Annotated in this window: 12 protein-coding genes and 1 tRNA gene; 5 read left to right on the forward strand and 8 right to left on the reverse strand. The window is 49.4% G+C overall.

What is annotated here, in order from left to right; all coding sequences use genetic code 11:
• The first annotated feature begins 34 nt into the window (after positions 1–34).
• On the forward strand, positions 35–1,606 hold the full coding sequence (locus EDC52_RS13825; protein ID WP_131865923.1) for a sensor domain-containing diguanylate cyclase: 1,572 nt from the start codon (positions 35–37) through the stop codon (positions 1,604–1,606).
• Between the two features lie 84 nt (positions 1,607–1,690).
• Here the strand turns inward: EDC52_RS13825 and acuI are convergent, their stop codons facing one another.
• The 8 genes from acuI to EDC52_RS13870 all read right to left on the reverse strand — a co-directional run bounded on the left by acuI (position 1,691) and on the right by EDC52_RS13870 (position 20,567).
• On the reverse strand, positions 1,691–2,677 hold the full coding sequence (gene acuI, locus EDC52_RS13830; RefSeq protein WP_131865924.1) for an acrylyl-CoA reductase (NADPH): 987 nt from the start codon (positions 2,675–2,677) through the stop codon (positions 1,691–1,693).
• 428 nt (positions 2,678–3,105) lie between these two features.
• On the reverse strand, positions 3,106–7,491 hold the full coding sequence (locus EDC52_RS13835; protein WP_131865925.1) for a hypothetical protein: 4,386 nt from the start codon (positions 7,489–7,491) through the stop codon (positions 3,106–3,108).
• Between the two features lie 298 nt (positions 7,492–7,789).
• Positions 7,790–12,136, reverse strand: coding sequence for a hypothetical protein (locus EDC52_RS13845; protein ID WP_131865926.1), 4,347 nt, complete (start codon positions 12,134–12,136; stop codon positions 7,790–7,792).
• Between the two features lie 236 nt (positions 12,137–12,372).
• Complete coding sequence (locus tag EDC52_RS13850; RefSeq protein ID WP_131865927.1) at positions 12,373–16,698, reverse strand: hypothetical protein; 4,326 nt, start codon at positions 16,696–16,698, stop codon at positions 12,373–12,375.
• Positions 16,699–16,908: 210 nt separating this feature from the next.
• Entirely contained in the window at positions 16,909–17,697 is a 789-nt protein-coding gene (locus EDC52_RS13855) for a heme ABC transporter ATP-binding protein (RefSeq protein WP_131865928.1), read from the reverse strand.
• Positions 17,690–18,697 (reverse strand): FecCD family ABC transporter permease, encoded by a 1,008-nt coding sequence (locus tag EDC52_RS13860; protein ID WP_230468052.1) that lies wholly within the window; start codon positions 18,695–18,697, stop codon positions 17,690–17,692. Before EDC52_RS13860 ends, EDC52_RS13855 begins: the two co-directional genes overlap by 8 nt.
• Complete coding sequence (locus tag EDC52_RS13865) at positions 18,694–19,521, reverse strand: heme/hemin ABC transporter substrate-binding protein (RefSeq protein WP_131865929.1); 828 nt, start codon at positions 19,519–19,521, stop codon at positions 18,694–18,696. The genes EDC52_RS13860 and EDC52_RS13865 overlap by 4 nt, the downstream gene beginning before the upstream one ends.
• The gene (locus tag EDC52_RS13870) at positions 19,518–20,567 is read right to left on the reverse strand and encodes a hemin-degrading factor (RefSeq protein WP_131865930.1); all 1,050 of its coding nucleotides are present in this window, start codon (positions 20,565–20,567) and stop codon (positions 19,518–19,520) included. Before EDC52_RS13870 ends, EDC52_RS13865 begins: the two co-directional genes overlap by 4 nt.
• Before the next feature lie 512 nt (positions 20,568–21,079).
• Between EDC52_RS13870 and EDC52_RS13875 the strand changes: the two genes are divergently transcribed.
• The 4 genes from EDC52_RS13875 (at position 21,080) to EDC52_RS13890 (ending at position 26,096) form a co-directional block, all read left to right on the forward strand.
• Entirely contained in the window at positions 21,080–22,798 is a 1,719-nt protein-coding gene (locus tag EDC52_RS13875) for an ABC transporter ATP-binding protein (protein ID WP_131865931.1), read from the forward strand.
• A gap of 289 nt (positions 22,799–23,087) precedes the next feature.
• Positions 23,088–24,428 carry an anaerobic C4-dicarboxylate transporter gene (locus tag EDC52_RS13880; RefSeq protein ID WP_131865932.1) on the forward strand — a complete coding sequence of 447 codons (1,341 nt, stop codon included), beginning with the start codon at positions 23,088–23,090 and terminating at the stop codon, positions 24,426–24,428.
• A 159-nt stretch (positions 24,429–24,587) separates the two neighbouring features.
• Positions 24,588–24,663: transfer RNA gene (locus EDC52_RS13885), tRNA-Asn, on the forward strand.
• Positions 24,664–24,824: 161 nt separating this feature from the next.
• Entirely contained in the window at positions 24,825–26,096 is a 1,272-nt protein-coding gene (locus EDC52_RS13890) for a tyrosine-type recombinase/integrase (RefSeq protein ID WP_131865933.1), read from the forward strand.
• Positions 26,097–26,315 lie beyond the last annotated feature (219 nt).

Below are 26,315 nucleotides of genomic sequence, written 5' to 3' on the forward strand. Positions count from 1 at the left end.
ATCAAGGGGTCAACGCCACTATGCCGCTTAGCTGATGAACACCTCACGGTCCCGCCAGCACCCAATTTCTGCCGCCAACGGCCCTGGCCGGGGACAGCGGCGCCAATTAAACCTGCTGTTTCAGATGGGAGCCTCAGCACTGGTTATCGCATTTACCCTGATAACACTGACCGGCTGGTATTTGTGGCACTCCTATAACCTTGCCGTGACCCGCTCTCAGATAAATACCCAGAACCTGACTCAGGCGCTGAGCCAGCATGCCAATGATACCTTTGTACAATCAGAGGCGATATTGACTGAACTTGTCGCATTGGTTGAAACATCACCCACCGATCCTGCCGGACTGGCTGTGCTGCAACAGGTATTCAGACAAAAAACCAGCGAACAGCCCCAGATACACAGCCTATCTTTGTACGACGCCGCGGGCAAAATGATCGTCACTGCCAATCAAAATCTGCCGGCCAACACCGATTATGCTGACCGGGAGTATTACCTGTATCATCGAGACAATACCAGCACGGCTATTCATATCGGTAAAGTGATCCGCAGCAGGATTACCGGCGAATTAATACTGCCGATATCGCTACGCGTAGAGCACCCTGACGGTCGTTTTGCCGGGGTTTTGCTTGAAAGCGTGGTTATCGATTACTTTAAAAATTTTTATACCCGGTTTGTTATCAGTGATGACTCAACATTGATGATGATGCTTAACAACGGAACTGTCCTCTATCACCAGCCCTATAATGAAAAACTGATAGGCACCAACATTTCCAATACGCCCTTGTATAAAAACAATATCCGGTCCCGGTCCTCAGGCATAGTGACCACCAGCATGAGCAGCGAAAAAGAAGAAAAAGTATACAGCTACGTCCACCTGCCTTCATTTCCTGTCGTCGTGACGGCGGGATTATCGTTGGATCAGGCATTTATCGACTGGAAGCGGGATGCGCTGAGCCATATTGCCATGGTGCTGATTATTCTGACGGTAATCGGCCTGTTGGGGGTCGTGCTCACCCGCCAGGTGCGCGCCCGTATGCAGGTAGAGGAAACGCTGCGATTAACCCAGAGTGAATTACGCAAAACCAATGCAACCCTTGAGCAGATGGCCAGGCGAGACAGCCTGACCGGACTGTATAATCGCAGGCACTTTGATCTGCAGCTGTTGAGCGAATTTACGCGCGGCGCACAGGAATCCTGCCCATTAGGACTCATTTTGATAGATATCGACTTCTTTAAGCAGTTTAACGATATCTATGGCCATGTCGCCGGCGATGAATGCCTGCGACGAGTTGGCAAAGCCCTGGGCAGCGTTCCCTTACGGCTGCGTGACGTGGTGGCCCGCTATGGTGGTGAGGAATTCATCATCCTGCTGCCCAATACCGATGCTGAAGGCGCGATGGTCGTTGCCGAGCGGGCAATGGCGGAGGTCGCTCAGTTGGCCATCCCCCATCAAGCCAGCCCTGGAGGAAGACTTACAATGAGCATTGGGGTGTTCGTCGGCTTGCCGGGGACACAATGGGAGACGCCGTCCAAAATGATTACCCGGGCCGATATGGCCTTATATCAGGCCAAGCATGCGGGACGAGATCGGATCTGCGTGGCCTGAGATAATGAGTCTTGAAGAGGATGATCATTAATACCGTAGAATCAGACCTGCATCAGGTAGAGCCGACGGTTATCTTTTCATCCATTACGTCCGGTTGACATCGACAATGATGCGGCCGCGTATGTGACCTTTTATCAGCGCCTCGGCGGTGACTATCACCTCCCCCAAGCCAATTTCCCGACTGATGCTGTCCAGCAGCGGGTCATCGATAAGGGGCTCGATACGGCGCCAGGCTTCAACGCGGTCGACAATGGGACGCATCACGCTGTCAATGCCTGCCAGCGTAATACCGCGCAGGATAAAGGGGGCGACACTTGCTGGAAAATCCATGCCCTGAGCCAATCCGCAGGCGGCAACGGTGCCGCCGTACTGAATACCGGCGCAGACATTGGCCAGGGTATGGCTGCCGATGGTATCGACGGCGGCGGCCCACTGTTCCTTGCCAAGCGGCCGTCCGGGTTCAGACAGGCTGTGGCGGTCAATCACCTCTGCCGCCCCCAGCTGGCGCAGATGAGAGGCTTCTTCCAGCCGGCCGGTAGAGGCGACCACCTGATAGCCGAGGCGCGACAGAAAAGCGATGGCGAAATGACCCACCCCACCATTGGCGCCGGTGACCAGTATCGGACCTTGCCCCGGCGTAACGCCATTTTTTTCCAGTGCAATAACCGACAACATGGCGGTGTAGCCGGCAGTACCGATAGCCATAGCCTGGCGTGCAGTAAGCTCATCAGGCAGTTTAATCAGCCAGTCGCCATTAAGTCGGGTTTTCTGTGCCAACCCTCCCCAGTGTTTTTCCCCTACTCCCCAGCCATTAAGAATCACGCGATCGCCGGTCCTGAAGGCGGGATGATCGCTGTGCTCCACCGTTCCGGCCAGGTCGATACCCGGGATCATGGGAAAGGTGCGTACCACCGGCCCTTTACCGGTAATGGCCAACCCGTCTTTGTAATTAAGCGTCGAATAGTCCACCTTCACGGTGACATTTCCGTCAGGAAGCTCGGCTTCATTTATTTGACGAAGGCCTGACCGGTAACCCTCAGCGTCTTTTTCGATAACGATTGCATTAAACATGATAATTCCTTGGTAAGAGTAAACAGTCCCCTTATGCCAAAGGGAGAAAATCGAGAGAGACACTTGGCGGCAGCTATCAGCAAACCTCCAGGCAATGCCGGGGCCAGCAAAAGTGTCGATGCATGGATTTTGCCACAGCCAGCAGCCTGAGTGAAGTTGCAGAGGACATTGAGTGTCCAGTTGCCAACAAGCTGAAACTGACATTAATATTGACATCTACCGCGCTGATATTGCTAGGCCCACATAATGCATATTGCCCCGCCTCACATTGATAATACATATTGCCCCGCCTCACCTTGATAATGCATATTGCCCCACTTGCTTTGCCTTGCCCATAGGAATTTTGCCTTTACTGAAAAACTGGCCCAATAGCATAAAGGGCTTTAGTCCGAAGCTATACGGAACTTCAGTGTATGCAAGCAGGAATATCAGCGCGAGATCTCAATATTTATCATTTGCCGGGTGAACGCTAATTTGTAGAGATCTCTGGTTATTTGAGCTATCCCATCCGCTGTATTAAGGAGCAGATGAGCCAGATATCCCGGGTCATTCTCAGCAATATAGGCAAGCTGCGCGTTTTCAAAAACACTTTTCTTTAACGATCTGTATACCGATATGCTGGTAAAATAATCTTGGTTTAGTTTATTGAAATCCTGCTTGTTGATAATTCGCCCCTCTGCGATTTTTTGAACCATATCATCGATTGAACTTAGAACAGGAATTATCTCTCCGTTTTCTCTTGGGAAGTAGACGATATCTGTGGTTATTCCACCAATGTGGGATGCCTCATGCAATAAAGTCGTTATCACATCGGTGGCGGTCTTTTTACGCAGCGTGACATCCGGATGGGTGGGATCGACATAGTAAAGTTTATCGAGATTGATAAATATTCTTTTGCTGCGATCGGTAAGCGCAATCGCCACATTCCCGCGGCCCCTCTGTTCTGGAGTGAGTATCGGTTCATAGTAGAGTACCTCTTTATGCGCTGGAGAATGATATCCCGCTATAGGATTTTTGATCAAATCAGTGAGATAGATGGAATCGGCATTAAGATTGTTAGTGATTGTGATTAACCGCTTACGTAACGCCGAAGCGAACTGAACCAGAAAATCAATATTATTGGTTTTCAGGATACTAGAAAGGTAAGTTTCGTAATCGGCATTGATGTTTTCGAGGTTATAGATAGTCTCAGGTATGATATTATCTTTGATGAAATTAATATACTCATCAATCTCCTGAGATCCCTTCCTTAAATAGAGGGGGTGATGTTCGTTTATCATATTCAGTTTAAAGAATACCACCCTGTTAGAAGCGGCATTGATCACGCTATTTGGATAAAGTTTATTCACCACTAATGAATGAATTTGGGATTCTGAAATTTCGGGTGAATAAAATCGCGTCATTTTACTTAAATAAAACTTCTTTGAAAGAATAACTTCATTTACGGCACTAGAAATTGTCTTAAAATCAGAAACATGCTTATATTTTAGCATAAATATAAGCTTCTTGGAAAATTCATTTTTGATGTGCAGTTTTTCTGAAAGATAATCCCTAACTGTTTTTATCTCGAACTTTAGTTGATTTTTTTCAGAGACGATCAGCGCGATTTCTTTTTTAAGCCTGAAAGCAAAGTTTTTTATGAATAGCCGAAGCACCGGGATGCCCAGTGGGTTATTTCTATCTCCTTCAGATACCCACTCAGCATTGAAATAGTGACCATCATGAAGAAAATACAGATTCCCAGTTTCTGTAGAAATATACAATTGAGGAAACTTATTATCATCATAAGATATAACGGATTTATTCAAAATATTTTTCCTGCTGATAACATTCCTTGCAATATTTTTTTTGAACAGCGAGTCTAACTCTTTTGTCATAAATATGGGGATACAGCCTGTGCTTGATGATTCAACCGCACGGCGATTGTGGCAATTCACTATTTCACTGTAGTTTTCCGGACTGTATTCATAATTATCACGAACTCTATAAAAGACGTCATTGAGCAAATATAGACTGATTGCCGGCTGATTTGCCTCAAACTGGTCACATTCAATATCAAGGCCGTTGCCGTCGTAGTGAGAAACTTCAAAAAATAGCCCATTGGCCGAAAATATTTTTCTATGCACAGCATCTATATATATTCCCGGGCCAATTTGCGCCACGGGGATAGTGTCGATGCGCTTACCTTGTGATGTCAGATACTGATAGGCTTCACTCTCTATTGCCAAGTGGGATACAGATTCGAGAGATTCAACCCCCACCGAAACCGTTTGCTGGCTGAATATAACGTCATAGGCACTTACTAAGGTGAATGAGTTATCCTTTTGTTCAATAAAGGTATCAACACTGCTATCTAACACATATTTGTCATTGGCAATCCAATGAATGGCATGATACCTATCTTTAAATTTTAAATAACTATGGCCCTGTGCATCATAGCATAACCCATCATCCTGGATAACGGATAACACTTTATCGGCAGAATATGTTATTTCATCTCTTTTTATATTCAATATTATCGCTAGGTTATCATCTACCTTGGCAGACTCTTCTTCAAACATCCAGCCAGATTCTCTCAGTAATAACACTTTCCTTCTGGCAGAATCTTTGGCCGCCGTTAGAGTAAGCTTCTTATTACCATTAGGGCCGGCCTTAATTTGCTCAACCGGAACGATGAAACCCTCCATCATAACCGCTTTGAATGACTCTCCAGACGCTTTTGAAAATATAAGAATTTGACTATCAGATTCATCTATAATAAGATCATATTTACTATTTTCAAGAAATTCCCCCAACGGCTTGCCATATATTTTTTTTATTTCTTGTTCAGTAATACTTCGACTATCTTTTACCTTGGGGCCGGCAAAATCCCAGACCCCAGATCTGGTATTAAAAAAAACTATCTGTTCAGTTCCACCTTGCAAGACGAAGGGATTGCCATTGATATCTTTTTGTAAGGGATATTCGTTCCCTTTGACGTTGATGCCAATTCTTTTGTCTTTATAGCTGAATTTTCTATTATTAAATGACCGGGATAGGGGTCCAGTTATGTCTTTATCGGCTTTACTCTTATCATATAATATTGAAATTTCATCGGCTGAATAGGTCTTTATTATCTGCTTGGTCATAAACATTATCTGCTGGTCAATGCCTTCGATCTTCTGCAAATCCAACGGCTTACCCTCTAGCCCATCTGAAAAGACTTCCAGTGCCGGACCGACGATCAACTGAAGGACCGCCAGGGGCTGAGAGTGAGGAAGTAAAGTCAAAACCTGAACCAGAATTGAACCGGCCTTGTCTAACATATCGGCCAGATTCTGACTCTGTCGATGGGGCGGGCAACCCCTGCCCTGAATATTATGATGATGGATTATCTGTGATTCTGTTCCTAACTGTTTGAGTGGATTGCTCAGCGTTCGCCCTATCTGCCTGACGATATCAATTGAGGACATATCACTTCGCTCATCTATGCATGAAAAGTCGTACATTTTCTCAATTTTGACATCATCAGTAGGCGAAATATTGCGTGCAATAGAGAGCCTTGGCTGATAGCCAACATCAAAGCGGGGGGAAAAAATGAGTTTTTTCCTTACCCCCGGCCAAATATTTTCTGCCGGGGTCTTTCCCGCTGCCATGCCGGTGATCGGCATTAACGGCTGCGCCGTTGCGTCATGAGTTCCTGGGGCAGCGGTTATGACAGAGGCAAATAGATGGCGTGTCGAAGGTTTTGTGTGTGTTTTATCCAGTGAGGGCTGTAGGGGGTGAGGTGGAACAATGGTTACCCTGGCCCCTTCAGGGGGGGGGCACAGGCAGGTAAAGCTGTCAATCTTCAGTACCATTTGTGTCGCTATTGTATCTTTATGACTTTTTTTAACGTCTGCATGGGCTATTTTGCAACGTTCTTTAATACGGTCCGTTAAGCATTTCTCCGGTTGAACGCCGGTATAGCTATAGCGCCACGGAACCCGTAAAGACTGCCTGCTCACTTTTTGGTGATATTCCTCTGGCTGTGCGCAGGGGATTTCCCGTTGATAACCTCCCCGCCCCTTACCAAAATAGGTATAGCATTTTTTCAGCGATCTTTTCGTTACGCCAGCGGACCGCTTTTTGGGGATGGATGTCGCTTTTGGAAAATCAATGTGCCGGCTGTACCGACGTTGATGAAAAGCATGACTGCGGCGAGGCACTTGAGGACTTTGGTAAACCTGAGTTTGTTCTTGGTTGTCTTGCGCCTGATGCCATAGTAAATCAGCACCGTTGTCAACCAGTGAACATGGGCACATATCACGACCTGCAAGACAATATCTTGCCCAATGCGCGACCACACTAAAGACCATGACGACACACCAGCCAAGTCCTCGCGAATACAGCTGTTTCTGGACCATAGGCAGCGCTTCTTGCCGCTGAACGCGGCAGCGCACCCGCTGCGCAGCCTGATATAACTGCTTGCCTGCCGCTAATATCTCATTCAGCTGACGGTCTTCTGTAGACGAATGATTAACCTGCCATGGCAAAACGGCTAACCGTTCAGCATACTGGGGTTTAGCCGGTCGCGTGCCATGGGTGCCGGTCGCGCCATAACCGCTGTGCGTCAGTTTCAGATCATTATTTTTCACCGACACAGGCAGCGTGGGCTGCCCAGCCGATAGCATATGGCGATGGGAAAAACCAGAGCAATTGGCACCCCTATCATCAGAGCGGTGTCTTTGAGCCGGGAATAGCGGAATTTGCGTTTGCACAGTGCTGTATCTCACATCATTACCTGTTGAGATGTCAGTATAATTAGCACCAGTCTTAAAGAGATAATATCCCATATGCTTTGCTCATGGAGACATCGTCATGGTGTCAAAACGAGCAAGCAGCTGTCATTCGCCAGTAAGGGTTAACCTCGGGTGTGCGCATTGATTCACTGGTGCCAGCCAGTTCATCGCCCACGCAGTGGTTGTATACGTAGTAGTGACAGCGGCAGTATCAGTATCAGTATCAGTATCAGTATCAGTATCAGTATCAGTATCAGTATCAGTATCAGTATCAGTATCAGTATCAATACTACAATCACTTCCGATACCTGATGCCAGACTGGATTATCCCGATAGCGTCATCAATGGCCTGTTATCCGCCCGTCTCCATGACAGCTGTTTTTATCTTTGCGCCCATATTATTATAAAGATCTCTGGTCAATACTGCCAAGCCATCTGCCGTATTCAGCAACAGGTGAGCCAGATAGCCGGGGTCGTGCGAGGCAATATATTCGAATTGATCATTGTCTTTAATCATATGTTTTAAATCACGATAGACCGATAGGCTGCTGAAATAGTCCTCGTTGAGTCGGGTGAAATCATGTTTATTGATAATTCTACCACTGCCAATTTTTTCCAGCATATCTTCGATAGAACTCAGCACCGGCACGATATCACCAAACTTTCTGGGAAAATAGACAATATCGGTTGTCATACCACCAATATGGGATGCCTCATGAATCAGGGTTGTAATAATATCTGTAGCGGGTACTTGTCGTAAGGTGACATCAGGATGAGTGGGGTCGGCAAAATATAACTTATCAAGATTGATAAAAATCTTTTTACTGCGATCGGTAAGGGCCAGCGCCACGTTACCGGTGCTTCTTTCTTGAGGAGTGAGAACCGGTTGATAATAAAGGACTTCCCGCTGGTCTGCCGATATATGGTCTGTCAGCGGCAGTTTAAACACATCCGTAAAATAGATATATTCGGGATTCAGGTTGTCGCTGATTTTTTTCAAACGCTTACATAATGCCGCTGAGAACTGGGCAAGAAATTGGATATTGCCGGTTTCAAGTACAGTGGACAAATAGAGTAGGTAATCAGGATTAATTTTATTTAGCCCGTTAATCGTTTCGGGTATAATATTCTCTCTTAGCAATTTTATATTGTCATAAATCTGTTCAGCGCCTTTACGAATATAAAATGGGTGATAATCGTTAATCATATTTAGCTTGAATATTCGCACCTCTTTGGCGGGACTTTGGGTAATTGTTTCTGGATAAAGGTGATTAACGACCAATGAGTATAGGCTATCTTCAGGTATTACAGGGGTAAAGTCTACCACCAATTTTTTCGAGTAAAAAATATTGGATAAAGTCGCCTGACTGACTGCGCTGGATAAAGCTCTAAAGTTGGAAATATAACGGTATTTGATCATGGTGATCAGTTTTTTACTGAACTCATTTTTGACATGCAGTTTCTCAGACAGAAAATCATCTACTGTTTTTATTTCTAATCTTAATTGTTTTTTTTCACAAACCACTAACGCTATTTCTTCTTTAATTCGTAAAATATAACTTTTACTGAATATGCGCAGTACCGGCATACTCAGAGGATTTCGTTTATCGTTTATGCCCAGCCACTCCGCATGCAAGTAATGGCCATCATGAAGAAAATACAACTTCCCCGTATCTGAAGAAATATACAAGTGTGGAAACAAATCATCATTATAGTAAGTTATGGACTTATCTAATATGGTTTTATTACTGACCAAACCCCTTTCGATGTTTTTCTTGAAAAGAAAATCCAGCGTTTTGGTCATCAAGATCGGCCGACAACGTGAGGCCGGAGGATCAACCGATCGTCTTGATTCGCAGCCTGTAATCTTGCAGTAATTCTCAGGATCGTATTGATAATCATCTCTCACTTTGTAATAAACATCTTTATTCAGAAATAATTTCATTTCCGGTTGATGACACTTGAGAGGATCCCCCCTTACTGTCAACGTTTCTTGCGTATCATCGGCAATCTCATAGGTTTTGCCCTGCACGGAAATGACCTTCTTATGCGACGCAGTACTAAAAACAGCTGGGCCAATTCGGTTTAACAATGCGGTGTCGGAACATGTAGCTTGAGATATCAGATACTGATATGCTTCGCTTTCTAAAAAAAGGGTTGATGAGCCATCAATCGACAGTTCCATCGTATCAATAACATCATGGATGAACACGACTTCCGAAGACATACGCAATGAAAAATAATCACTATTTTTCTCAATGTAGATATCCGAAAAATTATCCAGCACATATTTATTATTTACGATCCAGTGCAGTCGATGATAACTGTTTCTAAATTTGAGATAAGCCTTTCCCTGGGCATCATAACATAATCCATCCTCATTGATGGCTGACAAAACCTCTTCCACAGAAGAGATAATTTCATCAATGCTGGCATTTAGAAATATATCTAAATGTGTATCCGTTTTTGCCGATTCAGGCTCAAATATCCAACCTGTTTCGGTAGGCAATAGCAATTTCTTTTTTAGTCCCTTACCAGAAGCCGTCAGAATGAGCAACTGATTTTTATAAGGACCCGAATGAAATTGCATGACAGGAATAATATACCCATCCATGTTTACTGCCTTAAATGACTCACCACTGTCTTTCTCAAAATAGAGAAGTCGACTATCTGAATCATCTTTTCGGATATCGTATCGATTACTCTTAAAAAGGACCAAGAGCGGCGTGCCATACTGGTGTTTTAATATCTGTTCCGCTTTCCCTCGATTTGCTATGACGTCGGGACCGGCAAACATCCATCCATAGTTGACATTATTATAAGCAACCATTTTATCTAACCCGTCATCTATAACATAAGGATTTTCATTTACATCATTATGTAATCTATATTCCTTTCCTTGCAGATCGAGGAAAAGGTTTTTTGCTTTAATGATAAACTTTCTTCTGGAGAATATTGCACTGTCGACATGTTCAGGCTGTGTTAAAACATCTTCTTTTTTAGCTGTATTATATAATAAGTCGAATTCTTCAGCAGTAAACGTGGGAATCATCTGCTTGGCCATAAACATCAATTGCTGATCAATGTTTTCTACCTGCTGCCAATCGATAGATTTTCCGTCCAGTCCATCAGACAGCAGCTCTAATGCCGGGCCAACAATCAGCTGCAGCGCAGCCAGAGGCTGAGAGTTTGGCAGCACACCCAGCACCTGGACCAGTATGCCATCGGCTTTCCCCAGTATTTCCGACAAATGCTGCCTTACGAGGCCGACTGGGCAGCCCTTTTGCAGTGTCTGATGATGGTGGATTATCTGTGATTCTATTCCCACTTGCTTTACCGGGTTGCTGAGCGTCCGGCCTACCTGACGAATGATATCGGCCAATGTCATATTATTTCGCTGATCAAGGCATGAAAAATCATACAGTTGCTCTATTTTCACTTCTTCAGCAACCGAGTGCATTGGGTTATTTTTCAATGGCCCGGCGAGCACACCGTCAGCCTTGGGAGCCAAATGAAACCGTTTATTGATAAGCCAGCCACCATGGGCAATAGCCTTCTCAGGTAACTGCCCGGTCAGCGATTTTACCGGCTGAACACTGCTGTCGCTGCCGGGAGGCAGAGCGGTTGGCGTGGCAAGCGTTATGCTCCTGCTGTTTAATGGGGTGCCTGTGGGATTTATCTGTTGCTGGCTATGACGGATATACGGTGGTGGTATAATCATGACCCGCGCCCCATCAGGGGGCGGACACAGACACGAGCTTTTACCTATTTTCAATATCATTTTGGTCGATGTCTGGTGGGTATTTTTTTTTCTGAATGCGTTATGGGCAATCTGACACCGATTGGTCACGCTTTGGGTTAGGCAATGGGCCGGTTGTCGCTGTGTGTAGTAGTATTCAACCGCGGCAGCCTGCGTTTTTTCCCCTTGCCCACGCAGGCTGTTCTGGTCCACCGGGCAAATCACTTCTTTTCGATAGCTCGCGCGGCCCCTGCCGGCATACTGGTAGCACCTCCTGTGCGTCTGGCTTGCTGACTTAGCAGACAGGTTGTCAGGCATTGGGGTTGACTGCGGGCCTGACACTTGCCGCTTGGGCCGCGGCTGCTGCTTGAAATCCCTGGCACCGGAGGGATCATGAATCAGCGATAACGCATCCGGTCCCCAGACAGCCAGCTTCTGGTCATTGCCACTATAGCGTCCGGCATGGCGCTGTGCGTAGCCGTTAACGCCATAATTTGGCCCGAAGCTGCCGAGAAAACCACCCAGTCCTACCCCGACACTGGCGAGCACCGCTGCTACTGCTGATAAATGTCCGGTGCCGGATATGGGAGACAGGGAAGGTATTAGCGGCGCCTCATGCTGATGAAGCAAGAAGGCCCTCCTCGCACCCTGTTGATATAAAATCTTACCGCGAGCCAGCAGATGGGTGAGTTCAACGTCTTGTTGCACGCGTGCGGGCGACAACCAGGACAGCCAATAGCGCCAATGACCGGCTTGGTTATCCGCGCTGTTATCAGCTTGGCCAGCAACGGGCCGGCTAAAAATGACGGCATTTGCTTCAAGCCGGTTATGTGCGGCTCTCAGCTCAGTGGCCAGTACGGGCGGCTTATGAGCGTCGGCATGCAACGCAGGAACCGCCCTTAAATCAGCAGCTTGAGAAGCGGTATTTCCAGTAGAAATGTTAAAAGGAGTTATCGGCACGAAGGGGGTATCCCTCATTTCAGATAGGCAACGCCTGACTCTTTTTGGCGCGGCTATAACGCATTAAGGCTTATGGAGCTGAGCCAACATCGGCGACCAGATCGACTGCAAGTCTTGTGCTGCACGGTAAAGCAGGCAACCATCAGGGTCAGGGTAAGAGGCTACCGATCGCCGTAGGCACATGACGGCAGGTGCCGTCTTAAGCACCGGTTTGCCACTTTCCAGTGGCCTTTGGTTTACACTACCGGAACCTGCGCCCCTGCTTGGTCAATAGTTCCCGCCAGCGGATTATCTTTGACGCCTTTATTATAAAAAAGATCTCTTGCTAAGACCGCCAAGCCATCTGCGGTATTGAGCAGCAAGTGAGCCAGATAGCCGGGATCGCAGGATGCAACATAATCGTACTGATTATTTTCAGAGAGGGCGATTTTGTAATTTCGGTATATCGGTATTCCGCCAAAGTATTCTTCATTCAGTTTAGTAAAGTCATGTTTATTAACAATCTGACCGTGACTTATTTTTTCAATCATATCATCTATTGAGCTTAATACTGGAATAATCTCGCCCTCCTTTCGCGGAAAATAGACAATATCGGTCGTCATGGTGCCGATGTGAGAGGCCTCATGAATTAAGGTGGTAATGATATCTGTCGCGGGCTTTTGGCGCATAGAGATATCTGGATGGGTCGGATCCACATCGTAAAGCTTATCAAGATTAATATAGATCCTCTTGCTTCGATCGGTCAAGGCCAAAGCTACATGGCCGCTACTCCTTTCTTCAGGTGTCAATACCGCTTGATGATAACGCACTTCTTTTGGCTCCGGCGCCTCATAACCTTCAAGCGGCTGTTTAACCAAATCTGTTATATAAATATATTCAAGATTGAGGTTTTGGCTTATCTTATCCAGACGCTTACTTAGCTCTACAGAAAATTGTGACAAAAACTGTATATTATTTGTCTCCAACACCAATGACAGATAATTTTCATAGTCGGCATTATAATCAGCAAGCCCACTGATCACTTCTGGTAACATGACTTCTCTGATAAATCGTATGCAAGCAGATATGTGTTGACTGCCTTTCCTTAGATATAACGGGTGTTGATCGTTGATTAATCTGAGCTTATGAAACTTTATAGTGTTAGATGGGTTAGTGATAATGTCATCCGGATACAGATATTTCAACACAATCGAGCGCAGCCACTCATCGGGCACGCCTGGCGTAAAATACAATGTTAATTTCTTCGAAAATAAATTGTGGGATAAAGCCACCTGGTTCACCGCATTGGATAAATCTTTAAAATTGGCAATATAGCGATATTTTATCATAGTGCCAATTTTTTCCGCAATATGTGGCTTAACCTGCAACTTTTCGGCTATATGGTCATTTACGGTTTTTATTTCAAACTTAGATTCACTTTTATCACACACCACCAACGCTATGTCTTGTTTCAAACGAAACGCAAATCTTTTGTGAAATAGTCGTAGCACTGGCTTTTCCAGGGGGTTGTTTTTATCCCCTTTAGACACCCATTCTGCGTCGATATAATTCCCATCATGAAGGAAATAGTAATTACCGGTCTCGGGTGAATAGTACAATTGTGGAAATTCATCATTGTCATAACTAAATATGGATTTGTCGAATATATTTTTCTTGCTTACCTGATGACGGGCAATATGCTTTTTTAACACATCATCCAGCGTTTTTGTCATGTATATTGGCAAGCATCCGGGATCTGCAAAATCCGCCGCTCGCCTCACTTTACAATAACCAATGCGGTAATACCGATCCGGGTCATAGTGGTAATTATCTCTGACCTTGTAATATACATTATCATTCAAGTACAATTTGATTTCCGGCTGATTACCTTTGATCGGGTCAGCTACCAGAGTAACAACATCATTTTCATAGGCGGAAGCCAAAAAAGTTTCTCCGTTGACGAAAAATACCTTCCGGTGCATGTTGTCTATATAAACTGCGGAACCCAGTTTTGACAGCGATGTTGTATCGATACCCTGTGCCTCAGATTGCAAGAGCGTATAAGCTTCGCGCTCAAGATAGATATCAGATTTACCGTCAAGGGATTTTTCTGCAGTGTCAACGGCGTCAGGTATAAAGGTCACTTCAGAAGCACTGCGTAAAGTAAAGACATCTTCGACTTTCTCAACGAACACTTCATCGGCCTCGTCCAGAACGTACATATTGTTGGCAATCCAATCAACATGATAATATCGGTGATTATATTTTATGTAAGATTTTCCTGCCGGATCATAGCACAGTCCATTATTCCTGATTGTCGACATTATTTTTTCAGCCGGGTACGAATTTTCTTCGCTGCTTGACCTGAGGAATATCTCAAGTTCTGTATTGAAGTTACTTGATTTTGTTTCAAACACCCAGCCCGATTTTGTCGGCAAAATAACTTTGCTACCAACAACGCCATCACCATAAGTTAATATGACTCTTCTATTTTTAAACGGGCCTGAGATGAACTGGTGTACCGGGATAATAAATCCATCCATATTCACCGCATGGAATGACTGTCCATTTTCATTTTCTAAGAACAGTAATTTTTGGTCGACGCTATCGCTAGCCACTCTGTATCGGCTTTTGCCAAAAAACTCTGAAAGAGGCATGCCACAGGCTTCCTTGGTGATTTGTTCGTCTTTACCTCTGTTTGCAACGATGTCCGTTCCAGCAAGTTCCCATTCTTGCTGATGGTTGTTGTAAGCAATCATTCTTGCAACACCCTCATTCATAATATAGGGGTTTTCGTAGGAATCATTGTGCAGTTGATGTTCTTTATCGTTAACGGCGACGAATAATTTTTTATTTTTTATAATAAACTTGCGTTTCTCGAATACCTCTTTGGCTGGACTGCCGTTGTCGGAGGGGGGCCTGTTTTTATTATAGAGCATCGACAATTCTTCTGCGGTATAGGTGAAAATTACCTGTCTGGCCATAAATAATATTTGCTGGTCAATATTTTCCATCAGCTGAAGGTTTGCCGATTTGCCGTCCAGTCCGTCTGAAAATATTTCCAGTGCCGGCCCCACAATCATTTGCAGTACCGCAAGCGGCTGAGCGTGCGGCAGCAAGGCCATAACCTGAGCCAGTATGGCGTCGGTTTTCCCCAAAACCTCGGCCAGATTCTGGCTTTCAGGTCCTATAGGGCACCCTTTCTCCAAGGTCTTATGGTGATGTATTATCTGGGATTCGATGCCCACCTGTTTAAGGGGATTACTGAGCGTACGTCCTACCTGGCGGATAATATCCGCCGGCGACAGTTTTTTCCTCTCATCAATACAGGAGAAGTCGAACAGCTTTTCTATTTTGACCTGATCAGCACTGTCGGGGTCTTCCTTACCGTCTGCTGCCCCTGCTGAGACCTCATCGGTCCGAGGAGCCAGATTGAGTCTCTTCGTCAGTTGCCGGCCCTCTTGAGCGGTCTGACTTGCCGTTAACAGCGCAGTAACCGGCACTATCGGTGACGTCATGGCGGCAGCCATTGTCGGGTTGGTGATCGGCTGGGCGATAATCGGCGGGATTGCGGTCACTGTTTTATTATGCCGCGGTTGATGCAGGTAGCCGGGGGGCACAATGGTTATCCTTGCTCCGGCCGGTGGGGGACACAGGCATGAGGTATTGCCGATCTTTAACACCAGCTGCTTTGCTCTTCTGCGCTGCTTGGTTCTCAAATCGTGGTGTGCAGTCTGGCAACGTTGCTTGAAACGCTTCGTTTTACACTCAGCCGGTTGCCTGTCGGTATAGCTATAGAGCCGCGAAGCGGATGCCGGCCGTTGTTCGGCTAACGGCTGCTTTTTATCCACCGCCCCAGACAGCCCTTCAGCGCGATAGTCAGTTTGTCCTTGACCCGGGAGCTCACTGGCTGCCTTTCGCGTTTGGCGATCTGCGCCAGCCATGAGGCTGTCCCGTGTTAAAGCAGGCTGGAGAAAATCACTGTGACGCTTGGCGTGCCGATGATGCTTGATATCGCAAGGGTAATGGTGTGCGTAACTTGAGGAAAAAGCCTCCGCTCCACGCGCCGTTTGCCGATTGAATGACCCAGCATAATGAACAGCAGCGGGCTGAGAGGCGCTCTCGGACTGCTGAGGCTGGAAAAAACCTTTTGCATACCTTCCCGCTCCGGTACCGGCCAACAGTCCCACGACTCCCATAAAGAGTCCAGCCTTGGCTGTTATCGCCGATGGCGGCGAGTGCGGTCTGCTCTGCTGATATACCTGAGTGCGGATCATTTCTCCTCTTTGGTATAATACCTTGCCTTGAGCCAGTATTTTTTTCAGTTCACGCTCTTCAGGGGTCCGGCAGGCGTTAAACCAGGGCAACCATGGCGGGTACTTATCCGCCAGACTATCGGCATGGCGCGCCACCGGGCCGTTAAACGTAGAGGGGATGTGAGCGGGGGTGTTCATGGTGCAGTTAAGTTGAGCTTGCAGATAAGGCGACGTCTCAGCGCCCGGGGATCGATTATTGGCAGCAGTGGCCTGTGAACACGGCAGCGGCGGGGATTGAGCAGGGACTTTGAGATTTTTTATCGGCACGATACTGTTCCTCCCATCATTGGCTATGCAGGGCATCAGTATAATTTGCCCATGTCAGAAAGAGATAATTCTGGTTAGTACCGAACGGTTGCCGCACCGTTGCTACCCGCGCCCACGCGCTCAGCAAAGCGCCGACAGCGGGTGACAAAAACACTCAGCCCCTGGATGAGCGCGGCAGGCGCAGTCTGGTGGTCATCAGCGCTTACCTTTTCACTGCCGAAGAAATATCTGCGGCAGCGGCAGCTCGGGATGAATGCCTACGCCCATATCAGCCTGATACCAGCGCCTCAGCACCGATGCCTCCAGCACCCGGGCCGGCGTACCGGCGGCCACCAGCCGGCCTTGGTGCAGCAGCAGGATCCGGTCGGCATACAGGGCTGCCAGATTGAGATCGTGTAGAATACAGCAAACCCCCAGCGGCTCCTGGCGCGTCAACTTACGCAACAGACGCAGCATATGCTGCTGGTGATAGAGATCCAGCGCCGAGGTCGGCTCATCCAGCAGCAACCAGCGTGGAGTGGGATCGGGTTGCCAGAGCTGGGCCAGCGCTCTGGCCAATTGAACTCGCTGCTGTTCCCCACCGGACAAGCGCCGATAGTCTCTGGTCGCCAACGGCAGGCAATCGGTCTGGGCCATCACCTGCTCTACCGCTTCCCGGCGGTGACTATTGCCATGGGGTGCTCGCCCCATGCTGACCACCTCGGCTACGCTGAAATCAAAGGCCAGGCTGCTTTGCTGACGCATGACGGCGCGGGTACGGGCAAGGGACTCTGGCGACCAGGCCGTCAGGGGCTTGCCCATCAGTCGGCATTCTCCTTTATGTGGCGGCAGAAAACCGCTCAGCAGGCGCATCAAGGTCGATTTACCGGCACCATTGGGGCCGATAACCGCCACCAGTTCGCCGGTGGTTATCCGCAGCGAAATATCGTCAATCAGCCGCCGGTTGCCGGCGCGCCACTGCAGCCCTCTGGCCTCAAGATGCCGGGAGAAATCAGACATCAGCCCGCTCCCGCCGGCGCATCACCAGCCAGAGAAAATAGGGTCCGCCCATCAGCGAGGTCAATAGTCCCACCGGCATTTCCGCCGGCACCACCAGGGTCCTTGCCAGCGTATCGGCTGCCAGCAGCAGGCAAGCGCCGCCCAATGCGGCGCCCGGCAATAGCCATCGATGATCCCCTCCCAGCCTCATCCGCACCAGATGGGGGATAACCAGACCAATAAAGCCGATCACCCCGCTGACGGCGACCGCGGCCCCGGTCAGCAGCGCACAGAGCACCAGTAATATCAGTTTTACCCGCGGCACGTTTACCCCCAGGTAATGGGCTTCTTCATCGCCCAGCTGCAGCAGATTAAGCGCGGAGGCGCGGTACAACACCAACAACGCCGCCGGAATAATCAGCGAGGCGCACACCGCCAGCGTCGGCCATTGTGCCTGTCCCAGGCTGCCCATCATCCAGAGAGAAAACTGCCTGAGCTGCTGGTCGTTACTGACCCAGGACAGCACCCCTATCGCCGCCATGCAAAGGGCGTTGATCGCGATACCGGCCAACAGCAGCCTGGACAGATTGCCCTGACCGCCGCGGCTGATGCTGAAAATAAGCAGTGAAATGAACAGGCTGCCGACAAAGGCGGCCATCATATGACCGTAAAGCACCATGACCGGTGGCAGGCTGAACGGCAGCACGATAAGCATCGCCACCATCAGCGCCCCGCCGCTGCTGATACCCAGCAAGCCCGGGTCAGCGAGCGGATTGCGAAACAGTCCCTGCATCACTGCCCCGGCGGTCGCCAGGCCACCGCCGACCACTACCGCCAGCACTACTCTGGGCAGGCGGATATTGAGCCAGATATTCCATTGGATATCCTCAAACGGGGTATGCCAAAGGATACGATAAGAAAGCGGCAGCGCGCCCATATTGGCTGCAATCAGTATCAGTGCTGCCAGCAGCACGGTTAACCCGCCGACTGTCAGCCGCACCGACCGCTTGCTGACCGTCACCGGGCGCCTGCTGCCTGGCGGATTTTTTCGAGTACCGCAGGCGTTTGCAGGCCAAAACCGAGCAGCGCCATATCATCCAGCACCAGCAGTCGCCGCTGCTTGCCTGCCGGTGTCTGGGCCAGTCCGGGCAGCGACCAGATTTTATCCATGCCCCCCAGCGAGCTGACGCCATCGGCCGTCACCAACAACAAATCCGGTGCGGCGGCAATCACCCCTTCTTGGGATAAAGGGCGATAATGACGGGATCCCTGCATGGCGTTTTTCAGTCCGGCCGCGCCGATCATACTGTCGGCGGCGGTCTGCTGACCCGCCGCCATCGGGGTCATACCGCCATGACTCATGATAAACAGTACGGCAACCGGCAGCGGTGTTTTGGGCACCGCCGCCAGCTGCCGCTGATATTGGCCGGCTAGCCTGTCGCCATTGGCGCTCAGATTGAGTGCGTTGGCGATGGTGCTGATTTTTTCCGGTATTGCCTCAACAGTCGTATCACCCGGCACCGTTAAGACCTTGACGCCACTGTCGGTCAGTTGCTTAAACACCAGCGAGGGCTGGGCCAGTGCGCTTGCCAGCACCATTGAAGGCTTTAACGACAGGATGCCTTCGGCATTTAACTGCCGCATATAACCCACATCGGGCAGCCGCTGGGCAGCCTCTGGCCGCAGGCTGGTACTGTCCCTGGCGACCAAACGGTCGCCGGCTCCCAGAGCGTAAACGATTTCGGTGACATCGCCGCCGATAGCTACAATCCTTTCTGCCGCCAGCGTCAGGCCAGGCAACAGCGCCAGCCATAACGCCACGGCTCGGGTAACAGTCACTTTCATGCTGGCTGCATCCTTAACGTCGGCAGGTGAGCAATCTGCTCACGCCATTGGGTCTGCTCAGGCTGCCCTTCGCTACGCTTGCCGAACAGCTGTGCTATCTGCGTACCATCAGCAGCAAACAGCTCCAGGCTGGTGACAAAGCCGTCTTTGGTCGGTTTACGCGTCACCCAGCTTTCAGCAATGGCATCTTCAACCAGGTGAAGAGTAAACTCAGGGTTAAATACATTTAGCCATTGCTTCATCGGCACCACTTTTTCGATAATGCCGGTAAAGATCTGCACGCAACCGCGGTTACCGACAAAAATCATGATTTCGTTACCGGCCGCGTTGGCCTGCTTCAATATCATCCGCAATGCACTGTTTGCTACTTTAACCGCCAAATCATCCGCCACCCGTGCAAATGCCTGTTGGCGGGTAAGCTGGTGCCGACTGAGCAGGTGAAAAAACTGATGGACATCGGTCATGGCGCGCCATTCAGCTTCAACAACCCGATCATTTGTGACCACGTCGCTAACCCGGGTTTTGGCCTTGGACTCCACAGGTTGAATGATGAGGTCTGGATTCTCCGGGGACAGGAAGTCTTCGACCAGCCCCTGCCAGGCCTGCATATCGGTGTCCGTTGTGGCATAAACCTTATGCAGCGCATCGCCCTGGCCATCAAAAAACTGAATACTGTGGCGTTCACTGTGTGGGGTATTTTCCGTCAGGGTAAACGCCGTGGTCCACTGTCCAAGAAACAGACGTAAGTCCAGCGCGCCGGGATTCAAAATCAGCCCGGCATGGCCGGTAAGCTGCTGATTGAGATATTGGCCCATTTGCTCATGCACCGCGTAACGATTGCGGGTTATCGACTTGGTCACTCCCACCTGCGAAAGCCCGGCCAGCAGACCGCGCGCATCCCCGCGCAGTCGCCTGGCATCGTGACCCACTCGGCAGTGCACCAGCTCCGCTTCGCTGATGCCAATGATCTGGGCCAGGTCGCGGGCACACTTATCTGGGAAATCTATTTTGGACTGCTGATAGCGCTGAAAAAGCGTAATCGTCATGGTTTATCCTTATTACCGTTAATCTCTGCCCGGCATTCCGGCATTCCACCCATCCTGCAGGGCTCCCTGAGGCAGGCTGTGTTGCTGAATGCAGTGTGCCAAACGCCTGACATTTAGCAAACCCCTGCAATGGGTTGTTGCTCCGACGATGGGGAAAGGGAGCATCCTGGTCTTCGCTGAGCGAGCCTTTTCATCAAATGATAATTATTATCATGTGTATTTCTTTGCACAGCAAGCAAAATTGTGCGGCACTGCTTATAACTTTCAATACCTTACGGTGTGTAATGTTAATAATGTTTAATTTGTGTTATGAAAATAAATTGGTGATCCTGATCATATTTGGACATTATGTCCTCCTCGCCTCCGGTCATGGGAATACGGTATTCTCCAGGCCCGGTGGGAGACGGGGGCCTGGCATGAACGTCTCACTGTAAGCCTGTAAGCCTGTAAGCCTGCCATCCTGCGATTGGCCCGTATCACTTAATCTACCCTTTTTCATGAAGGAAGCCCGGATGCTCCGCCGTTTTTTTGATTATTATGCTCCTTATAAATCTCTGTTTTTACTTGATTTCGGTTGCGCCATCGTCGGTGGGTTGCTGGAACTGGGTTTTCCGATGGCGGTTAAACTGTTTATTGACCGATTGCTGCCGGCCCAGGACTGGCTGCTTATTATCGCCGCAGCCGGCGGGTTGCTGGCGGTCTATCTGCTCAATACCCTGCTGATGGCTATCGTCAACTACTGGGGACATGCGCTCGGTGTAGGCATAGAAACCGATATGCGTCGGCAAGCGTTCAATCATCTTCAGAAGCTGTCCTTCCGTTATTACGACAATACTAAAACCGGCCACATCATTACCCATGTGACCAAGGATTTGGAGGAAGTCGGTGAAATCGCCCATCACGGCCCCGAAGACCTTTTTATTGCGGTTATGACGTTCATCGGCGCTTTTATACTGATGGCGACCGTTCATCTGCCGCTGGCCTTACTGACGATTGTCATCGTGCCGACCATGACCCTGCTGGTCAGCCGTCAGGGATCGCAGATGACCGAAACCTGGCGCAGATTATTTGGCCAGGTCGGCAACTTCAACGCCCGCATAGAAGAAAGTATCGGCGGAATCCGGGTGGTCAAAGCCTTTGCCAACGAACAGCGCGAAGAAACGCTGTTTGCCAAAGACAATGACAATTACCGTTCCACCAAACTGCGCGCCTATCGCATCATGACCACCAGCCTGACGTTAAGCTATCTCAGCACCCGCCTGGTGCAGTTGGTGATCATGGTGGCCGGGACCTGGTACGTGATCAAAGGCGAACTGAGCTATGGCGGTTTTATCGGCTTTCTGCTGCTGGTAGAGGTCTTCTTCCGGCCGGTGGCCAAGATTTCTGCGGTGATGGAAAGCTATCCCAAAGGCATTGCCGGCTTCAAGCGCTTTGCCCAGCTGATAGATACCGCGCCGGATATCGTTGACAGCCCCACGGCTACCGACGTCAGCCACCTGCAGGGAGATATCGTTTTCAAGGACGTCACCTTTGGCTATACCGCGGATAAGCCGATTTTGGATAAACTGAACCTCAGTATCCGTGCCGGGGAAACGGTGGCGTTTGTCGGCCCTTCCGGGGCCGGTAAAACCACCCTCTGCTCGCTGCTGCCGCGCTTTTATGAAGTGGACAGCGGCAGCATTACTGTCGATGGCCTTGATATCCGCGCGATGACTCAGTCATCACTGCGCCATAATATCGGCATCGTCCAGCAGGATGTGTTCCTGTTTGGCGGCACCATCCGTGAAAATATCGCCTATGGCAAGCTGAACGCCAGTGATGAAGACATTCTTATCGCCGCCCGGCAAGCCCGGCTTGATGAGATGATTGCCGCCCTGCCTGAAGGGCTGGACACGGTGGTCGGTGAACGCGGCGTCAAACTGTCCGGTGGCCAGAAGCAGCGATTGTCGATTGCCCGGATCTTTTTGAAAAATCCGCCGATCCTGATACTGGACGAGGCGACCTCGGCACTGGATACCGCCACCGAGCAGGCCATCCAGCAGTCCCTGTCCGAACTTGCCGATGGACGCACTACGCTCGTTATCGCCCATCGGCTGGCAACCATCAAAAATGCGGACCGGATTATCGTGGTCGACAACGAAGGCATCCTGGAACAGGGCAGCCATCAGCAGCTGATGACCCGCCAGGGGACCTATGCCAGACTGCATCAGGCACAGTTCGGCAACCCCTGATGGCCGGCGTTCGGGCATCGCCGGCCCGAACGCAACCCGCTGGTGCAGGTTATGAAATTATTTCCGTTCCGTTACTATCTATCTTGCTCTTTGTAAGCATCCAGAGTTAAAAAGGCTGCGCATTAAGCACAGCCTTTCTGGGTAATGTGAGCCGCCTCAATTATTCAACAACTTTCCGTTAAATCGCTGCACTCATGGATTCAGCGCAATGAAATGGCCATTTATCAGGCAGAGGGTAGACGCCAGAGCAACGTCGTAAACCTTTTATTGCGCTTTGAGCGAGGGAACTATGGAATTTATGATTCAGTTGGCGGTGATTCTGGCGTGTCTGTTATACGGAGCACGCAAAGGGGGCATTGCGCTGGGGCTGCTCGGCGGCATCGGGCTGGTGATCCTGGTATTTGTCTTTCATTTGGAACCAGGAAAACCCCCCATCGATGTGATGCTGGTGATAATCTCGGTGGTGGCCGCCTCCGCCACGCTGCAAGCATCAGGCGGTCTGGATGTCATGCTGCAAATCGCCGAACGACTGCTGCGCCGCAATCCTAAATACGTATCGATAGTCGCGCCGTTTGTCACCTGTATCTTGACCATCCTGTGCGGCACCGGGCATGTGGTCTACACCATCCTGCCGATCATTTATGACGTGGCGATCAAGAACAATATCCGTCCTGAACGGCCGATGGCGGCCAGCTCAATCGGTGCACAAATGGGCATCATCGCCAGCCCGGTCTCGGTGGCGGTGGTCTCGTTGGTGGCGATGCTGGGCAACTATACCTTCAACGGTCGCCATCTGGAATTTCTCGACCTGCTCGCCATTACCATCCCCTCAACCCTGCTGGGGATATTGGCTATCGGCATATTCAGCTGGTTTCGCGGTAAGGACCTGGACAAGGATCCGGTCTTTCAACAATTTATTTCCGTCCCTGAGAATTATCATTATGTCTATGGCGACACCGCCACGTTGCTGGATAAAAAACTGCCCAAAAGCAACTGGCTGGCGATGTGGATCTTCCTGGCGACTATCGCCGCGGTAGCGATCCTCGGTGCGGTCAGCGCCCTGAGACCGGTTTTCGACGGTAAACCGCTCTCCATGGTGCTGGTGATTCAGATGTTTATGCTGGTGTCCGGGGCATTGATTATCATCGCCACCAAAACCAACCCGGCATCGATTTCAAAAAATGAAGTCTTCCGCTCCGGCATGATTGCCATTGTTGCGGTATACGGCATTGCCTGGATGGCGGAAACCATGTTCGGCGCCCATCTGGAGGAAATCAAAGCCACCTTGGGCCAGTTGGTCAGCCAATATCCGTGGGCCTATGCGCTGGTGCTGCTGATAGTGTCCAAATTCGTCAATTCCCAGGCGGCAGCCTTGGCAGCATTGGTGCCGCTGGCGCTGGCCATCGGTGTCGACCCGGCGTATATCATCGCCTCCGCGCCGGCCTGTTACGGCTACTATATCCTGCCGACCTATCCCAGCGACCTGGCGGCAATTCAGTTCGACCGCTCAGGCACCACCCATATCGGCCGGTTTGTCATCAACCACAGCTTTATCGCCGTCGGCCTGATTGGCGTCAGCGTTTCCTGCCTGTTCGGTTGGATATTGGCGGCGGCGTACGGCTTTCTGTGATCGTGAAAGGGTAGTTAACCGGTGAAACCGGCCTGGAAACCGGCTTCACGGGCAGTTTTTCGCCAAGCCGCATAAAGTATGAGCAATCAGCGGGATTTAATGGATTCCCCCTTTGACATGGGCCGACACCCCCGCTATCATCCACACCGTTCTCGCGATTCCTCTGTAGTTCAGTCGGTAGAACGGCGGACTGTTAATCCGTATGTCACTGGTTCGAGTCCAGTCAGAGGAGCCAAATTCTTGTTTTCATGCCGCTTTGCGAATCCTTATGTGATTCGGATTCAATGGGTTAGCGTGAAAAGTCTTCCCGATGCATTTTCAGTTTTCCCTCCGCATCGGGAGAATTTGGTGGTCAGATTTGGGGTCAAGTTGGTTCGATGACGGAGTGACCCCCAAATGTCTCTTAACGACTCAAAAATCCGCAACTTAAAACCATCCGCTAAACCCTTCAAAGTTTCCGATTCTCATGGTCTGTATCTGCTGGTTAATCCAGGCGGTTCACGTCTCTGGTATCTCAAATATCGTATCAATAGAAAAGAATCCCGCCTTGGCTTAGGTGCTTATCCTGAAGTCTCTCTGGCTGATGCTCGTCAACAGCGTGACGGTATCCGTAAGTTGCTGGCGCAGAATATTAATCCAGCACAACAGCGCTCTGCTGAAAGAACCACTTCCTTACCCGAAAAAACCTTCAAAACCGTGGCATTGAGCTGGCATAAAAGCAACCGAACATGGTCAGAGAACCATGCTGTCCGTCTGCTCGCTAGCATGAACAATCATATCTTCCCGATAATTGGACACTTACCAGTCACAGAACTGAAGACTCGCCACTTCATCGATCTGCTGAAAGGGATTGAGAAAAAAGGTCTGTTGGAAGTGGCGGCCCGTACCCGGCAGCATATGTGCAACATCATGCGTCATGCCGTGCATCAGGAATTAATAGAGCACAATCCGGCGGCAAATTTGGATGACATTATCGCCCCTCCTGTTAAACGCCACTACCCTGCCCTTCCACTGGAGCGGCTGCCGGAGCTTTTGAATCGCATTGAGGACTACCGGCAAGGACGAGAATTAACCCGCCTGGCAGTCTCACTCACTCTGCACCTGTTCATCCGTTCCAGCGAACTGCGCTTTGCCCGTTGGTCTGAGGTCGATTTCAAAAACAAAATCTGGACTATTCCTGCCAATCGCGAGGCTATCCCCGGTGTTCGCTATTCCGGGCGTGGCGCTAAAATGCGCATACCGCATATCGTTCCCCTTTCCAGTCAATCCATCGCTATTCTGAAACAGATACGGGAAATATCCGGGCATAAGGAATTGGTATTTCCGGGTGACCATAATCCGTATAAGCCGATGTGCGAAAATACGGTCAACAAGGCGTTGCGTCTGATGGGCTATGACACGAAAGATGAAATCTGCGGCCACGGATTCCGGGCAATGGCTTGTAGTGCCCTGATGGAGTCTGGCCTGTGGTCACAGGATGCCGTTGAGCGTCAAATGAGCCATCAGGAGCGCAATAGCGTGAGAGCCGCTTATATCCATAAAGCAGAATATCTCGATGCTCGCAAAGCGATGATGCAATGGTGGTCGGATTATCTGGATACCAACCGAGAAGGATATGTTGCACCATACATTTATGTGCAACAACATAAGGTGGCTGGAGCTGCCTAATTGGTAATTCTCTTAAAAGCAGATCTTGGTAAAAAGGATCTGCTTTCTTTGGTCGTATACACAGGCTGGATAAACTGTTATTACAATGTTTTTCGGACCCATACAAACACTGGTGGCGTATCCCCATGCTTGTATGAAGAACGGCAGAAACAGGCTTTCCCAGTATGCTGATTCTGTGATCCACTACAACTTGCCATATAAGGTTACCAAGAAGACAAA

Origin of the sequence: Biostraticola tofi (assembly GCF_004343195.1) — a bacterium.
In the GTDB taxonomy this organism is placed as follows: domain Bacteria; phylum Pseudomonadota; class Gammaproteobacteria; order Enterobacterales; family Enterobacteriaceae; genus Biostraticola; species Biostraticola tofi.

Coding starts and splice junctions, on each gene's coding strand:
- EDC52_RS13890 (WP_131865933.1), top strand. CDS start 24,825: ATGTCTCTTAACGACTCAAAAATCCGCAACTTAAAACCATCCGCTAAA.
- EDC52_RS13825 (WP_131865923.1), top strand. CDS start 35: ATGAACACCTCACGGTCCCGCCAGCACCCAATTTCTGCCGCCAACGGC.
- EDC52_RS13875 (WP_131865931.1), top strand. CDS start 21,080: ATGCTCCGCCGTTTTTTTGATTATTATGCTCCTTATAAATCTCTGTTT.
- acuI (WP_131865924.1), bottom strand. CDS start 2,677: ATGTTTAATGCAATCGTTATCGAAAAAGACGCTGAGGGTTACCGGTCA.
- EDC52_RS13870 (WP_131865930.1), bottom strand. CDS start 20,567: ATGACGATTACGCTTTTTCAGCGCTATCAGCAGTCCAAAATAGATTTC.
- EDC52_RS13855 (WP_131865928.1), bottom strand. CDS start 17,697: ATGTCTGATTTCTCCCGGCATCTTGAGGCCAGAGGGCTGCAGTGGCGC.
- EDC52_RS13835 (WP_131865925.1), bottom strand. CDS start 7,491: ATGGGATATTATCTCTTTAAGACTGGTGCTAATTATACTGACATCTCA.
- EDC52_RS13865 (WP_131865929.1), bottom strand. CDS start 19,521: ATGAAAGTGACTGTTACCCGAGCCGTGGCGTTATGGCTGGCGCTGTTG.
- EDC52_RS13880 (WP_131865932.1), top strand. CDS start 23,088: ATGGAATTTATGATTCAGTTGGCGGTGATTCTGGCGTGTCTGTTATAC.